This window comes from Dactylosporangium sp. NPDC049525, assembly GCF_040676755.1.
Taxonomy (GTDB): Bacteria; Actinomycetota; Actinomycetes; order Mycobacteriales; family Micromonosporaceae; genus Dactylosporangium.
Window position 1 is genome coordinate 138,091 of record NZ_JBFAPO010000007.1, and the last position, 14,765, is coordinate 152,855.

The 14,765-nt window shown below is 73.1% G+C and carries 13 protein-coding genes; 3 read left to right on the forward strand and 10 right to left on the reverse strand.

Annotated features, from left to right (window positions below):
• The first annotated feature begins 42 nt into the window (after positions 1-42).
• Positions 43-588 carry a peroxiredoxin-like family protein gene (locus AB0K00_RS13910; RefSeq protein ID WP_363520038.1) on the forward strand — a complete coding sequence of 182 codons (546 nt, stop codon included), beginning with the start codon at positions 43-45 and terminating at the stop codon, positions 586-588.
• Here the strand turns inward: AB0K00_RS13910 and AB0K00_RS13915 are convergent.
• The 7 genes from AB0K00_RS13915 to AB0K00_RS13945 all read right to left on the reverse strand — a co-directional run bounded on the left by AB0K00_RS13915 (position 585) and on the right by AB0K00_RS13945 (position 8,644).
• Positions 585-3,251, reverse strand: a complete 2,667-nt coding sequence (locus AB0K00_RS13915; protein WP_363520040.1) for an EAL domain-containing protein — start codon at positions 3,249-3,251, stop codon at positions 585-587. The genes AB0K00_RS13910 and AB0K00_RS13915 overlap by 4 nt on opposite strands.
• Before the next feature lie 212 nt (positions 3,252-3,463).
• Positions 3,464-4,222, reverse strand: a complete 759-nt coding sequence (locus AB0K00_RS13920; protein WP_363520043.1) for a DUF4232 domain-containing protein — start codon at positions 4,220-4,222, stop codon at positions 3,464-3,466.
• Positions 4,215-4,751 (reverse strand): RNA polymerase sigma factor, encoded by a 537-nt coding sequence (locus AB0K00_RS13925; protein WP_363520046.1) that lies wholly within the window; start codon positions 4,749-4,751, stop codon positions 4,215-4,217. The genes AB0K00_RS13920 and AB0K00_RS13925 overlap by 8 nt, the downstream gene beginning before the upstream one ends.
• Before the next feature lie 124 nt (positions 4,752-4,875).
• Positions 4,876-5,664, reverse strand: coding sequence for a hypothetical protein (locus AB0K00_RS13930; protein WP_363520048.1), 789 nt, complete (start codon positions 5,662-5,664; stop codon positions 4,876-4,878).
• A gap of 258 nt (positions 5,665-5,922) precedes the next feature.
• Positions 5,923-8,001 (reverse strand): hypothetical protein, encoded by a 2,079-nt coding sequence (locus AB0K00_RS13935; protein ID WP_363520051.1) that lies wholly within the window; start codon positions 7,999-8,001, stop codon positions 5,923-5,925.
• A gap of 60 nt (positions 8,002-8,061) precedes the next feature.
• On the reverse strand, positions 8,062-8,409 hold the full coding sequence (locus AB0K00_RS13940) for a hypothetical protein (protein WP_363520053.1): 348 nt from the start codon (positions 8,407-8,409) through the stop codon (positions 8,062-8,064).
• A gap of 31 nt (positions 8,410-8,440) precedes the next feature.
• Positions 8,441-8,644 (reverse strand): hypothetical protein, encoded by a 204-nt coding sequence (locus tag AB0K00_RS13945; RefSeq protein ID WP_363520056.1) that lies wholly within the window; start codon positions 8,642-8,644, stop codon positions 8,441-8,443.
• 403 nt (positions 8,645-9,047) lie between these two features.
• Here AB0K00_RS13945 and rox point away from each other — a divergent pair, with 403 nt between their 5' ends.
• Complete coding sequence (gene rox, locus AB0K00_RS13950) at positions 9,048-10,463, forward strand: rifampin monooxygenase (protein ID WP_363520380.1); 1,416 nt, start codon at positions 9,048-9,050, stop codon at positions 10,461-10,463.
• 99 nt (positions 10,464-10,562) lie between these two features.
• On the opposite strand, the gene AB0K00_RS13955 is transcribed toward rox, so the two are convergent.
• On the reverse strand, positions 10,563-11,090 hold the full coding sequence (locus tag AB0K00_RS13955) for an AAA family ATPase (RefSeq protein ID WP_363520059.1): 528 nt from the start codon (positions 11,088-11,090) through the stop codon (positions 10,563-10,565).
• 64 nt (positions 11,091-11,154) lie between these two features.
• Here AB0K00_RS13955 and AB0K00_RS13960 point away from each other — a divergent pair, with 64 nt between their 5' ends.
• Positions 11,155-11,997 (forward strand): hypothetical protein, encoded by an 843-nt coding sequence (locus AB0K00_RS13960; RefSeq protein ID WP_363520062.1) that lies wholly within the window; start codon positions 11,155-11,157, stop codon positions 11,995-11,997.
• A 19-nt stretch (positions 11,998-12,016) separates the two neighbouring features.
• Here AB0K00_RS13960 and AB0K00_RS13965 read toward each other — a convergent pair whose 3' ends face one another.
• Complete coding sequence (locus AB0K00_RS13965; RefSeq protein WP_363520064.1) at positions 12,017-13,486, reverse strand: alkaline phosphatase PhoX; 1,470 nt, start codon at positions 13,484-13,486, stop codon at positions 12,017-12,019.
• 134 nt (positions 13,487-13,620) lie between these two features.
• Complete coding sequence (locus AB0K00_RS13970; RefSeq protein WP_363520067.1) at positions 13,621-14,763, reverse strand: aminotransferase class V-fold PLP-dependent enzyme; 1,143 nt, start codon at positions 14,761-14,763, stop codon at positions 13,621-13,623.
• Positions 14,764-14,765: the final 2 nt, after the last annotated feature.

Sequence of the window (14,765 nt, forward strand, 5' to 3'; positions counted from 1 at the left end):
CTACGATCGTAGGAGTACAACGTACGCTTACCGGAGGTTGCCATGCACGCTGTCGATTCGCGCCGCCTGCAGGTCGTCGTCGGAGCGCCGGTCGCGGTGCCCGACCCCGACCTGCTGGTGCACCTGCAGTTCCGTCGCTTTGCCGGATGCCCCGTCTGCAACCTGCACCTCCGCTCGATCGTGCGGCGGCACGCCGAGATCACGGCGGCCGGCGTCCGCGAGGTGGTCGTGTTCCACTCCTCCGCGGCGGACCTGCATGAGCACGTGGCCGACCTGCCGTTCGCGGTGGTGCCCGATCCGCAGCGGCGGCTGTACCGCGAGTTCGGCGTCGAGTCGGCCCGGCGCGCCCTGCTGAACCCACGCGTGTGGCCGACCATCCTGCGCGCGGTGGCCCGCAGCTCGTGGGCGCTGCTGCGCGGCCGCGAACGGCCCCCGTCGCTCAACCCGGCCGGCGGTCGCTTCGGCCTGCCGGCGGACTTCCTGATCGCCCCCGACGGCGCGGTGCTGGCATCGAAGTACGGCGAGCACGCCTACGACCAGTGGTCGGTCGACGAGCTGCTGAACCTCGTGAAAAGCCGGCGGGACTAACGGGCGGCGGCGTACGCCTTGCCGGCCTCCAGCAGCGCGGCGATCCGCTCCGGCGGCTGCGGTTTCGCGAAATGGTAGCCCTGGCCGTGCGGGTAGCCGAGCTCCCGCAGCCGCTGCGCCTGCGCCTCGGTCTCGATGCCTTCGGCGACCGCCGCGATCCGCAGTGCCCGCGCCATCTGGATGACCGCGGCGGCAACCGTGCGGTCGTCGGGGGCGGTACACGTGCCGGTGAACGCGCGGTCGAGCTTGATCTCGTCCACGGGGCACGACTGCAGGGTGCTGAGGCTGGAGTGCCCGGTGCCGAAGTCGTCGAGGGAGATGCGGACCCCGAGCGCGCGCAGGGCGTGGACCGACTGGACGCAGCTGGGGTGCAGCGTCGCGGTCTCGGTGATCTCGACGGTCAGCCGGTGCGGGGCGAGGCCGGTGGCGGTGAGGACCCGGTCCACGTCGGCGGCGAAGTCGGCCTCCTGCAGCTGCCGGGCCGACACGTTGACGCTGAGCCGCGGGGCGTCGGGGTACGCGTCGTGCCACAGCACCGCCTGCCGGCAGGTCTCCTCCAGGATCCACCGGCCCAGCGGCACGATGAGCCCGGTCGACTCGGCCACGGGGATGAAGTCGGCCGGCGGGACCGTCCCACGCTCGGGGTGCTCCCAGCGCACCAGGGCCTCGACCATCGCCGGCACCCCGCCGGCGCCCAGGTCCGCGCCGCCGAGGGCGACGATCGGCTGGTACACGACGGAGAACTGCGCCTCGTCGATGCCGGTGCGCAGGTCCCGTTCCAGGGTCGCGCGGGCGCGGACCGGCACGTCCAGCGGCGCCGCGTAGTCGACGTGGCGGATCCGGGGGCCGTCCCGGTCGGCCTTCGCCGCGTACATCGCGACGTCCGCGCGGCGCAGCAGCTCCTGCGGCGTGGCCGCGACGGTGCCCAGCGCCACGCCGATGCTCGCGGCCAGCCGCAGCCGGTGCCCGTCGACGTCGACCGGCTCCTCGAAGGCGGCCGCGATGCGGGCGATCACCGTCCGCGCGGCGGCGTCGTCGGCCTGCTCCAGCAGGATCGCGAACTCGTCCCCGCCGAGCCGGGCGACGATGTCGCCGCGCCGCACGGCCGCGCGGAGCCGGTCCGCCGCCGCGACCAGCAACGCGTCGCCGACGGCGTGGCCGAGGGTGTCGTTGACGGTCTTGAACTCGTTCAGGTCGATGAGCAGCACCCGCAGCCGCTCCGGCGGCCCCGCGGCGAGCGCCTCGGAGACCCGCTCGCCGAAGAGGCTGCGGTTGGCGAGGTCGGTGAGCGCGTCGTGGCTGGCCTGGTGGCTGAGCCGCTGCTGGAAGTCGCGGGCGTCGGTGACGTCGCGGGAGTTGCAGACGATGCCGGCCACCCCCGGGTCGTGCAGCAGGTTCGCCATGGTGATCTCGGCCCACCGCCAGCTGCCGTCGACGTGCGCCAGCCGGGCCTGGAACACCACCGGCGCGTCCGGTTCGCTGATGACGCGTTCGTACGCGGCGAGCACCTCCCCCACGTCGTCGACGTAGAGCATGTCGCCGGCGGGGCGGCCTGGCCACTGCTCCGCCGGGAGCCCGAGCAGCCGGGTCGCGCCGGGGCTGACGTACGTGAGGATCCCGTCGGCGTCGGTGACGGTGATGAGGTCGGAGGCGTTCTGCACCAGCGAGCGGAACCGGCGCTCCCGGTCGCCGAGCTCGACCATGCCGGCGTCGAGCCGGGCGACGAGCCGGGTGTTCTCCTGGAACGTGAGCATCTGCCGGGCCACGACCAGCACGGCGAGGATCACCACCCCGACGGCGACGCCGAAGCGTTCCCCTGCGTCGTCGGAGGTCATGACGTACAGCAGCAGCACGTTGCTCGCGGCGACCGCGACGTAGGGCATGACGCTGAACGGCCTGCGCCTGCCGCGCCGCACGACGGTGGCGTCCCCGGCGGGCCGGGCGCGGCGCTCGCAGCGGGCCGCGAACACCGCGAAGAGGCAGCTCAGCGGCACGGCCAGCTGGCTCGGGCTGGGCGCGCCGGGCGGCAGCAGCGCCTCCGGCGCGGACGCGAGCGCGCCGACGACGATGGCGAGGCCGAACCACCGCAGCGCGGCCCGGTCGACGGTGGACCCGCCGGTGAGCGCGACCTTGACGATGGCGAACAGCGCCAGCAGCACCACGACCAGCGTGACCAGGCCGGTGAAGAACGCGGTGCGGTTGCCGCCCTCCTGCTCCAGGGACGGGCGCAGCCAGAACTGCCACAGGAACAGCCCGCCGGCGGCCACGACCGTGCAGGCGTCGAGCAGGAACGTCACCCGGCGCGGCCGGCCGTCCAGGCCCAGCGGCAGCCGCAGCAGCGCCCAGCCTTCCAGGAGCACCGCGGCGAGGAAGACCACGCCGTCCACCGCGCCGATGCGCCCGCCCGGGTCGGCGATCGCCTGGACGCCGCGCACGACCGAGCCGAGCCCGACGAGCAGCGTCCCGGCGCCCAGGTATCGCCAGAACCGGGCGGCGGCCCGGTTGACCCGCGGGTCGGCGCCGATGGTCCACAGTGCCGTGCCGGCGAGGACGGCGGAGCACAGGTTGGGCACCCAGCCGAGCGCGGCGGGTCCGATGGGACCCCGCACGTTCAGTGCGAACCAGGCCCACGCGATCAGGACGATCACGACCTGAGCGGTCACATCGGCATAGGAGGGTCCGAACACGGCGTCGCGCAGACGCGCCGCCGGCCGCGGCCGTCCCGTTCCGGTCATCTGCACCCGCCCTCGAAGCGCATCGTCCGGAGTGCTCATCGACCGCGACCCGCCGGACCTGAGCGTCATCCGCCTGCCGAGGCACCGTACCGCCCCGAGGGCCCCGGCGCCGATCGTCCCCCGGGACCGATCGGGACGGCCTACTCGGTGGTGCCCGGATAGATGGCGCTGACCGTCAGCCCGTTGACGCCGTTGGTCGAGCACACCGTCCACGGCCTGGGCACGAACACGGAGGCCGTCTCGTCCGGCACGTAGACGCGGTACCCGGCGGCCGGCACCGGATTGCAGGTGTCCAGATACGCCGCGTAATGCCCGGTCCGCAGGACCGCGTGCGCGCCCTGCCCCGGCGCCAGCGTCACCCGCACCGGGGTGCCGCCGTCGCGGGCCGCCGGGTCGTTGATCTGCGTGCCCGACGCGCCGCTCAGGTACGACACGCCCGGGAACCCGTACAGCGTGCAGGTCCGGTCCGAGGTGTTCGTGAAGATCAACCATTCCCAGACGCTGCCGGCGGAAGCGCCGCCGGGGGACGGCGCCGTCGTGATCCGGAGCTCGCCGGTCCGGCACCGGCCCGTCACCGGCCGGGTCGAGTCGGTGCCGGGCGAGGAGGCCGGCGGCGAGGAGCCGGGCGGCGACGGGGGCGCGGCGCCCGCGGGGGTCGGCGACGGGGTGGCCACCGTGGGGGTCGTCGCCGGAGGGTCGACCGGGCCGGGCGGGTGCGCGAACCGGAACGCGGTGCCGGCGGTGGCCGCCAGCACCACCGACACCACGGCTGCCGTGGCGGCGGCCCGGCCCGCCCGCCGGCGGCGGGCGGAGCGGGCGACGCGCTGGTAGGCGTCCGGGCCGGGGGCGAGGGGTTCGACCTGGTGCCCGGCCAGCCAGTCCTCGAAATGGTCAGCCATCACTGCCACCCAACTCCGCGCGGACCCGCGCCCTTGCCTGGAAGAGGTCTGATTTGACCGTGCCCTCGGCCCGGCCGACGATCATGGCGACCTCCCGGATCGAGAATCCGGCGAGGTGGTGCAGCAGCAGCGCGGTGCGCTGGTGCGCGGGCAACGGTTCGAGCAGGGCGCGCAGGTCCGTCGCCCGGTCGGGCCGGCCGTCGGGGCCGTGGTGCTGGTCGGCGGCGATGACGCTCAACGCCCGGCGTTCCTTCTGCGCCCGGCGCCAGTGGTCGCGCAGCAGGTTGATGGCCGTCTTGTACAGGTAGGCGTGCGGGTCGTACGCCGCGGACCACCGTGACATCAGGCGGGTGAACGCCTCGGACGCGATGTCGTGCGCCGTGTCGTCGTCGTCGACCTGCCGGCGGACCCAGCCGGCCAACCGGGGGTAATGGCTCACGAAGAACTCCCGCCGGGCGTCTGGATCAGCCGCCGCCCGGCCGGCACCCCACAGCGCCATTACCGCCCGCCCCCGTCCTCTGTTCGTCATCCGGCGCCGCCGGGTGACGAAAGGTAAGACGCTGTCGGGGCCGTCCGGTTGGACGGATCGGGAGATTCTTTTTACGGGTGGCCGGGAAATACCGATTCGTCACGAACGATGGGTGTCCGCACCGTCACCAGCTACCGTCGAAGAGCGCCGCGAGCGCCGGCACCGGGTCCGCGGCGACGGTGGTGTTGGCCACGGCGACGACGGTGACGGCCAGCGCCGCCAGCAGCATGAGCACGGCGAAGGACGCCACCGCGCGCCGCTGCGGCCGGTCCGGGGACGGCGTCCGCGCGAACCGCCGCCACGACACGACGCTCACGCTCAGGAGGCCGGCGGCCACGACCGCGGCGACGACGGCCATCACCGCGTGGTAGTGGCCGAAGGCGTCCACCATCACGCCGGCGGCTGGTGCGGACGGGGCGTCGGCGAGCCGCTGCCTGACCTGGTCAAGGGTGCCGGCGAGCGCCGGGTCGGCCGGGTCGCCGTCGACCAGCATCGGCAGCAGCGACGCGAAGGGCGCGGCCATGCCCTGGATGTTGGCCATCACCACGGCGAGGGCGGACAGGACGAGGAGCGTCACGGCGGCGCCGGCCGACGCGACGGCGGCCCGCCGCCGTCCCGTGGCCGCCTGGAACGTCTTCCACAGCACCGCGCCGAGCGCGACAAGCACCGCCAGGAGCAGCGCGGCCGTCACTGCCTTGACCAGGTGGTAGCGGAACCAGTCGTCGACGAGCGTCTGCAGGCCCGGGGTGAGGTTCCGTCCGCCGGTGCCCCAGTACTCGACGAACGCCCCGCGGAACATTTCGGTGAGGTCCCGCTCGTCGGTGAAGTCGCCCACCAGCGCGGGTGGGGCGATGACGAAGGCGGCGAGGAGCCCGGCGGCCAGGGCGGCGAGGGCCGCCGCGGTCCGGTTCACGGCGATTCCTTTGCTCATGGCCGGCCCCGCAGGTTGGTGAGCACGGCCGAGCTGAGAAACCGGGGCAGTGTGGTCGTCGACGTCATGCGCTCAAGCTAGGCGGGGACGACCGGCCCGAACCAGGATGCTGGGGCGAGTCCTGGGGTAGTGCCAGCCATACCCCTCCGGCCGTCGGCGGTCTCCCGCCGCATGCAACCCCATGCCGTGCAAGGTGCGAGGAAAGCGGCGGCCCTAGGAGACAAAACCGCCGAAGCGATTTTAAGGAGAAGGAAGGACCACCATGGCCTCGCCATCGGAGCTTAGCATCCGTCCCAGATCGACGGGGTCGAAAACACTGTCCTGATTGGACGGACGGAAGACGTAGGCGGGGCCGCCGTCGATGGCCGCGTCCGCGTCGTCGTAGCGGACCGGCATGCCGGTCGGGTCCGCCGGTGCCGGCCGGAACAGGTCGTGCACGCTCGGCAGGCTCTCCAGGTATTCCAGGTACGCCGGAATGGTCTCCGCGAGCAGCGTGCCGTTGTGCGACGCGGACTGCACCCGGGAGCGCAGGTTCGCGTCGAGGTACACCAGCTCGCGGCGGGCCAGGTCCAGATAGGCGATGAACTTCGTCAGGTTGGCGCCGCGCACCGGGAACGACAGAGTAGTGCGGGACGGCTCGAACAGCGTGCCCTGCTGCGGCTCCTCGCCCCACTGCAGGGCGGCGTGGACGTCGGTGGCCTCGGCGAACGTGCGGCGGGAGTAGCACAGCAGGCTCCACACCGCGTAGCGGACGCCGGTCCCGGCGAGCTCGTCGAGATACAGGTCGATGAGCTGGCAGGCGCGGCCGGCGAGGTCCTTGGAGTTCGTCGGGTCGCCGGAGAACACCGCCGCGTCGCGGAACCGGACCCTGTCCCAGCAGCACTCGCCGACCGGCGACCAGCCGGCGTCGAAGAAGTTCCAGCTGTTGTCATACCAGATGTTGGTCCCGGTGGGGCCCGACGCCCAGTAGGAGGCGGTGCGCACGAACCGGACCCCGGCGGGGATGTCGAAGACGGTGCCGCGGCCATACGGTGCCAGCTCGGCGTCGTTCGTCGGCAGCTTCACCTTCGCCGTCGCCGGGTCGAGGGCGACCGGGCCGACGCCGGCGAGGCGCCGGGTGAGCTCGGCGCCGATGACCGCGAGCACCGCGTCGCGCGGGGCGCGGGGCAGCTGCCGCCGCTCGTCGGCCTCGACGACCTGCGCCTTCGACCAGTTGCCGCGCGGCGGGAACATCCGCCACTGCCGGGCGTCGACGGTCTGCAGGTGCCGCTGCAGCTTCAGCAGCTGCAGGGTGGTGAGGCGGGGCACGACCGTCTCGACGCCCGGTGCCGTGCCGAACACGAGGATGAGCTGGTGCAGCCGGCGGGCGTATTCGCCGGGCCGGGTCGCGAGCAGCTCCGCGGCGGCGGGGTCGCGCTCGGCGAGCAGCCGCTCGACGTCGGTGGCGAACCCGCCGACCGGGACGCCGGTGTACAGCACGTGGTGCACCTCCACGACCCGCGGGAACGTGTCCCGGTAGTCGCCCGGGTGCAGGGCGAACAGCAGGCGCTTGAACGGCTCGCGGCGCCGGGCGACGTCGTCGAGCAGGTGGGTGGCGCCCTCCAGCATGCCGAGCAGATACCGCCGCTCCGCCCGGCTGAAGCGCCGCAGCCGGTGCGTCGTGCGCAGGCCGGGGTCGCCGCCGGACAGCGCCACCGCCAGCCGCAGCACGTCGGTCGCGGTGCCGACCCGCGCCGCGACGCCGGTTTCGAGCAGCCGCACCGCGAGCCGGATCCGGTTGTCCACAAAGGACACCTCGGCGAGGTCGACGGGCCCGTGGACGAGCGCGGCGACGTCGTCCCACTGGGCGTCGGTCCAGCGCGCCGGCAGCGCGAAGAGCCCGTCAAGGATGCGCGGCAGCGCCGCGTCGTCGGCCGGGTGCAGGACCCGCGGCGCCGGAAGGTCACCCAGCGGCGCGCGCTCGACCGCGTCCTCGGTGACGAGGTGGTTGGGCAGGCCCCAGTACATGAGGATCTGGCGGGTCCAGTATTCGACCTCGTCCATGGCGAGGACCTCGGCCGGGAAGTTCTTGTACACGACGAACTCCGCCATGCGCTTGTCGTCGCCGGTCAGCGCGGCGAGGACCGGCTCGACCCCGGCCCACCAGTCCCGCAGCTGCTCCTCCCCGGCCTCGCCGAGCGCCGCATACGCCCGGGCGGACAGCGCGAACCCGTAGTGGGCGATGTTGGCCGCCACGGTGGCGAGCGACGCGGCCTGCGCGGCGGGCGTGCCGGCGGCGGGCAGGGCGATGAGGTCTCGGGCGATCAGGACTCGCTGCACGCCCGTGAGCGTCCCGCACGCCACCTGCCGCGGTCAAAGGCGTTTGCCCCGGCGGAAGCGTCAGTCCTCGACGCCGTAGCCGACGAACGTGTAGACGCCGGGCACCTGCCGCTCGATCTCCGCGCCGACCCGGCCGGTCTCGGCCTCCCACGCCTCGTCCTGGTCCTGCTGGATCTCCTCAGGCATCTGCCCGTAGGCATATCCGGAGTACAGCAGGATCCCCAGCGCGCCCGGCTCGTAGCCGTCGTAGTCGTAGACGCGGGGCTCGGCCGGTGCGCGCTGCTCGTCCTTCAGTCGCACCGTGACGGCGGCGGCGCGGGCGAGGCGCAGGATCGTCTCCCGCTCCTGCTCCGGCAGCTGCGCGCCGTCCTTCCTGGACACGAACAGGGCGGGACCGTAGGCGGACATGCGGCGAGATTACCGGCTCCTGTGCGGCCGGTCATGCCGCCTCCGACGCGGCCTGCGGCTCGACGAAGTCACCGAGCTCGACGCCGACCTCACGCAGCACATCGGCGAGCTTGTCGACGCTCGGCACGGCCCGCGTGACGCCGGGGCCGATCAACGTATACCAGGCGACGGACCCGACGCCGCCGACCTCGACGCGCCACGTGCCGTCGGGTGTCTGCATCGCCGCCGTGCTCATTTCCCGACGCTACGACAGGGTCGCGACCAGCGGGAAGGAATGATCGAGAAGTACACCGATGTAGTTCGGCGGCGGTGGTGAGGTTCCCGGTCGAAACGATTGGACGCGACGATGCCCGGGCCTGTAGCTTGCAGCTGACCGAGACACCGCCTGAGGAGGTGAGACCCATGAACGCTGGATCGATGTGGGTGCTCCCCCTTCCCGTCACGGCCAGGCGACTGACGTAGGTGTCGCCGGGAGCGCCGCACCAACAAGGCTCTCCCGAAAGGCAACACCTGTGGACTCTCAGCACTTCACCGCCCCGCCGTCGAACGACACGGCCGGGCGCGACTCCACCGAGGGCGACGTCCCCGGACTCCCGTCGCCGGCCTCCGGCGCCGATCGCACGCCCCGCACGTTCGACGTGATCATTGCCGGGTGCGGGCCGACCGGTGCGATGCTGGCCGCCGAGCTGCGGCTGCACGACGTGCGCGTCCTCGTCCTGGAGAAGGAGACCGAGCCCGTGTCGTTCGTGCGCATCGTCGGGCTGCACATGCGCAGTCTCGAGCTGATGGCGATGCGCGGACTGCTGGACCGCATTCTCCCGCACGGAAGACAGCGTCCGGCCGGCGGCTTCTTCGCCGCGATCAACAAACCCGCGCCCAAGGGCCTGGATTCCACGTACGCCTACCTGCTGGGCATCCCGCAGCCGGTCATCGAACACCTGCTCGAGGCGCATGCGATCGGCCTGGGTGCCGAGGTCCGGCGCGGTTGCGCGGTCACCGGCTTCGAACAGGACGACGAGGGTGTGACCGTCGAGCTGGCCGACGGGGAGCGGCTGCGTGCCCGCTACCTCGTCGGCTGTGACGGCGCGCGCAGCACGGTGCGCAAGCTGCTCGGCGTCGGCTTCCCCGGCGAGCCCGCACGGACCGACACGCTGATGGGCGAGATGGAAGTAGCGGCGCCGCCGACGGAGATCGCCGCCAAGGTGGCCGAGATCAGCGAGACCATCAGGCCGTTCTGGCTCAGGCCGTTCGGTGAGAAGGTCTACAGCGTCGTGGTCCCCGCCGCCGGGGTCAGCGACCGCGCGGAACCGCCGACCCTCGAGGATTTCCGGCAGCAGTTGCGCAGCATCGCCGGCACCGATTTCGGCGTGCACTCCCCGCGCTGGCTGTCCCGCTTCGGGGACGCCACGCGGCTGGCCGAGCGGTACCGGGTCGGGCGGGTGCTGCTGGCCGGCGACGCGGCACACATCCATCCACCCACCGGCGGGCAGGGCCTCAACCTGGGCGTGCAGGACGCGTTCAACCTGGGCTGGAAGCTGGCCGCGCAGGTCCGCGGCTGGGCGCCGGAGACGCTGCTGGACACCTACCAGGCCGAGCGTCATCCGGTCGCCGCCGACGTGCTGGACAACACCCGCGCCCAGATGGAGCTGTCGTCGACCGGGCCGGGGGCGCAGGCCGTGCGCAGGCTGCTCACCGAACTGATGGACTTCAACGAGGTGAACCGCTACCTGATCGAGAAGCTCGCCGCGGTCGACATCCGCTACGACTTCGGCGCGGGCCCGGACCTGCTCGGCCGCCGCCTGCGCGACATCGACGTCAAACAGGGCAACCTCTACGGCCTGCTGCACCGCGGCCGCGGCCTGCTGCTGGACCGCACCGAACGCCTGAGCGCCGGCGGCTGGTCGGACCGGGTCGACCACCTCGCGGATCCCACCGCGGTGCTGGACGTTCCGTGCGTCCTGCTCCGCCCCGACGGCCACGTCGCCTGGATCGGCGACGACCAGCAGGACCTGGACGACCACCTCGCCCGCTGGTTCGGCCAGCCCACCACCTGATTCGCCTGAGGACACCCACCGGCCGCTGGCACGGCGGAAAGGTAGCCATGCCAGCGGTCCCACCACAGTTGGTCGTCACCCGCGGCTTCCCGCCCCGGGTCACGATTGCTGAACGTAGCGTTGCCAGCCGGCTTTCCCGATGACCTCCCGCGCCGCCTCTTCGGCCGACCGGTCATGCGTGGAAACCTGGAAGTCCCGGATCTTCGCGAGGTCGTCGCGTCCCAGGAACAGGTCGACGAAGTCTCGCAGTTTGCGCTGCCAGTACTCGTTGGGCTCCCGTGCCGTGACGCGCGCCTTCAAGACGGCCTCGGGCGCGGTCAGCTCGCACACGGCGAACCGCGCTCCCGGCACCGACTCGCGCAGCTGCACCAGTTCGTCCTCGTCCACGATGACGCTCGGGATGACCAGCTTCAGCTCGGGGATCGCGGCGTAGTTCGGCCAGATGGCCCTGAGGTTGTCACGGGCGAAGGACCGCTCCGGGAACGGATAGACCATGCTCAGGTCGTCAAGGTCGATGACCGCGTTGGCCGTCTCGGCCACGCGGAGCAGCTCCGCCACGGACCTCGACAGCGTGGTCTTCCCCGACCCCGGCGGCCCGTGCAGCACCAGCACATCGACGTTGGTCACCGGCGGAATCTAGCAACCGCGCCGGCGGACCGTCGATCGACGGGCGTTGTGGCAGGATTCGGCGGTGCGTCTGGGGCTGGTGTACGTGGTGACCGCCGGGCTGGCGGTTGCGGCGGCGACGGTGTCCGCGACGGAGGTGTCGCTGCGGTGCGCCGCCGTCGCGTTCGGCGTGCTGGCGTGGCAGGTCGCGACCGGCGCCGCGGCACCGCGCCTGCGGTGGCCGCTGGCCGCCGGCTGCGTGCTGTCCGCCGCCGCCGCGCTGGTGCGGCAGGCCACCTACGCCCACCCGCCCGATGACGTCGGCTGGTTCGCGTACGGCCCGCCGGGCACCGCGGCGCTGGTCGCGATGCGGGACACGACGTGCTGGTGGCTGGGGCGCGGGCTGGTCGCCGCGGGCGTCCAGCTCGGGGCGGTGGTCCTGTTCACCGGCGCCGTGTATGCCCTGCCCCCGGTGCACCGGCGCGCCCGGATCGTGAGCACCGTGGTCGTCGCCGTGGTGATCGCCGCCGGGGCCGGCGCCGACCGCTGGTTCGGCACCGAACCGTGGCGGGTCGGTTCGGCGCTCTGCACGCTCTGGCCCGGGCTGCTCGCCACCGCCGCCGGCCTCACCGGCCTGATCCTCGCCGGTCGGCGCGCCGACCACCGCTGGCTGGTCGCCGCGGGGGCGGCGCTGGTCGCGACGGCGGCGGCCGTGACGCTGTCCGACCTGACCGGCCTCTGGCTCACCGCCTGGTCCCTGGCCGATCTGGCCAGTTCCGAACCGCAGGCCGGCGTGGCACTGAGCGTCGCGGTCGGCGAGCCCGGCGCGCCGGAGCTCACCGCGGCCCTGACGACCGCGGCGACATTGTGCGGCCCGGCGCTGCTCGCGCACGGCGTGCTGCGGGCCGCCCCGCGCGTGGAGGCGTGAGAGACGGCCCGCACGCCGGTCAGACGCCGATCCTGCGCCAGTCGCCCCAGATGGCGAACGTCATGCCGCGGCTGGCCTGGATGTTGACGAACAGCGTGTGCCCGTCCGGGGAGAACGTCGAGCCGGCGAACTCGTCGTCGTAGCGGGGGGTACCGGTGCCGCTGACGAGCCGGTTGAGTGCGATGTCGAACAGCTCGCCCCGCGGGGTCAGCCCGCGCAGGTAGTTGTCGTTGATGTTGTCCTCGCAGACCACGAGTGTGCCGCGGGGGCTGGTGGTGACGTTGTCGGGGAAGTCGAGCACGTCCGGGCCGGTCGACTGGTACAGCAGCCGCAGCACCCGTTCGCGCGGGTGGTACGCCCAGATCTGGCCGTTGCCGTTGCCGTAGCCGTTCGCGATCGGGCCGGTGCTCGTCTCCTCGGGGCCGCCGCCCTGCGTCGAGGTGAAATAGACGACGCCGCGGTCGTACGTGGCGCCCTCCAGCCGCGAGAAGTACGCGGCGCCGCGCGCCCAACCCTGCCGGGCGACGTGACTGATGGCGTCGTTGTTCGTCGTCGGCGCCGGCTCGCCGGGTGTGTACGGGTAGACCGGCGACGGGTCGTCGATGTCGACCCACTCGACCGGGAACGCCGACCCGGGTGGCAGCGCGGCCTCCAGGTGGAGGTTGGGGCGCCCCTTCACCTTGAGCATCTGCAGCCGGCCGCGGTTGCCGAGGCGGCCGGCGCGCATCGGGTTCTGGCGCGGCGTGTAACGGTAGAGCCCGGACGCGAACCCGAAGTCGTCCTCGGTCAGGTAGAGCACACCCTCGCGCGGGTCGAACGCGACGGCCTCGTGCGCGAACCGGCCGGCCGCGGTGATCGGCTCCCGTTCGGCGGTCCCCCGCACCGGGACCTCGAAGACGTACCCGTGCGGCTTGTGCAGCGGCACGTTGGACACGCCGGTGAAGTCGGCGCCGACGTCGGGGCCGTTGACGGTCTCCTCGCACGTGACCCAGCTGCCCCACGGCATCGGGCCGCCGGAACAGTTCATCTGGGTGCCGTTGATGCTCGTGTACGACCTGACGACCTCGCCGTGCGGTGTCACCTCAATGGTCGTGGTGCCGCCCTGCGCCATCGGGTCGTAGGCGGCGGAGGCGTCGCCGAACGCGGGTCCGGGGCCGTTGACCTCGTGGTTGCGGATCAGGGTGTAGTTGCCGCGCGGCCCCCGGAACGCCGCCATGCCGTCGTGCCGGCCGGGCAGCGTGGTGCCGTCGTCGAGCACGACGGGTGTCTCGGTGTCGTGGAACGAGCGGTATTCGAGGCCGTCGGGCAACCACAGCCGGACCGCGCCGTCGCGGTGGTCCGGCACCGGGCCGAGGGTCGGGCGGGGGCGGTCGTGCTGTGCGGGTGCGGCCTCGCCGCGCGCGGCGAACCCGGCGAACGGGCCGAGCGCGGTGCCGCCCAGGATCGCGGCGGCGCCACGTAACGCAGTCCGCCGGTCGATGCCAGCCATGGGCACTCCCTTCGATGGCGTCGTTGCCATTGAGCAGCCCCGATCATCGACCGTTGTTCACCTCGCCGCAACCCTATGTTCACCTTCGCGGGTCCGGCGGTGGCTCAAGCCGCGGCCGGCAGGGCGGACCGGCGTCAGACGGCGGCGGTCAGTGTGGTGACGAGGCGGTCGACGTCGGCGGGGGTGACGTGCAGGTGCGGCGACACCCGCAGCGCGTCGCCGCGGCGGGCCACGAAGCAGCCGGCCTGCCGCAGCGCGGCGGCGGCCCGGTCGGTCGCGCCGCCCGGCACGCGCAGGCCGAGCAGGTGCGGGCCGCGCGGCTCGGTCGCGGTGACGCCGAGCCCGGCGGCGGTGACCCGGCCGGCGACGTCGGCGGTGATCCTGGCGAGGGTGGCGGCGATCCGCGCCGGGGTCCACGCGTGGATCTGCTCCAGCGCGGCGATCGCCATCGGCGTCAGCTCGAACAGGGTCCGGGCGCCCTGGTCGTACCGGCGGGCACCGGGCAGGTATTCGTCGCGGTAGTCGACCAGGCCGGCGAAGTCGTGTGAGTCCGCGCGCACGATCCAGTTCTCCTCCAGGGGCCGGCCGTCGCGGTGTTCGGCGGCGGCCCACAGGTAGCCGCGGCCGAACGGGCCCAGCAGCCACTTGTAGCCGACCGAGACGACGAAGTCCGGGCGGAGGGCGGCGACGTCCAGCGGCATCACCCCGAGGGACTGGCTCGCGTCGACGACGAGCCGGGCACCGGCCGCGCGGGTGCGCGCCGCGACCCGGTCGAGGTCCACGAGGCCGCCGTCGGTCCAGTGCACGTTGGGCACGGACACGATGTCGACCCGCTCGTCGATCGCGGCGAGCACCGCGTCGGTCCAGGTCTGCCCCGGCTCGCGGGTCACGGTCGTGATGCCGCCGCCGGTGCGCTCGATCATCCGCCGCCAGGTGTACACCCCCGACGGGTACTCGTCGGCGAGGACCAGGATCTGCCGCGGCCGGTCGCCGGCGAGGATGCCCGCGGCGACGGCGAACCCGTAGCTGGTCGCCGGGACCAGTGCGACCCCTTCGGCGTCGGCGCCGACGAGCGCGCCGAGCAGCGACCGCAGCCGCTCGACGTCGGTGAACCAGTCCGCCTCCCGGATCGTCCACGGCCTGCCCCGCCGGCGCAGCGCGGCCTCCCCCGCCTCCCGGACCGCGTGCAGCATCGGCGACAGGCTGGCCGCGTTGAAATACGCAACGTCGTCCGGCACGTCGAACAGGTCCCGTTGCGGATCCAGTACATCGACCACCA

Bases quoted from the DNA above. Each gene is read 5' to 3' on its own strand.
- AB0K00_RS13910 (WP_363520038.1), top strand. From the start codon at position 43: ATGCACGCTGTCGATTCGCGCCGCCTGCAGGTCGTCGTCGGAGCGCCG.
- AB0K00_RS13920 (WP_363520043.1), bottom strand. From the start codon at position 4,222: ATGGCTGACCATTTCGAGGACTGGCTGGCCGGGCACCAGGTCGAACCC.
- AB0K00_RS13925 (WP_363520046.1), bottom strand. From the start codon at position 4,751: ATGACGAACAGAGGACGGGGGCGGGCGGTAATGGCGCTGTGGGGTGCC.
- AB0K00_RS13940 (WP_363520053.1), bottom strand. From the start codon at position 8,409: ATGTCCGCCTACGGTCCCGCCCTGTTCGTGTCCAGGAAGGACGGCGCG.
- AB0K00_RS13945 (WP_363520056.1), bottom strand. From the start codon at position 8,644: ATGAGCACGGCGGCGATGCAGACACCCGACGGCACGTGGCGCGTCGAG.
- AB0K00_RS13965 (WP_363520064.1), bottom strand. From the start codon at position 13,486: ATGGCTGGCATCGACCGGCGGACTGCGTTACGTGGCGCCGCCGCGATC.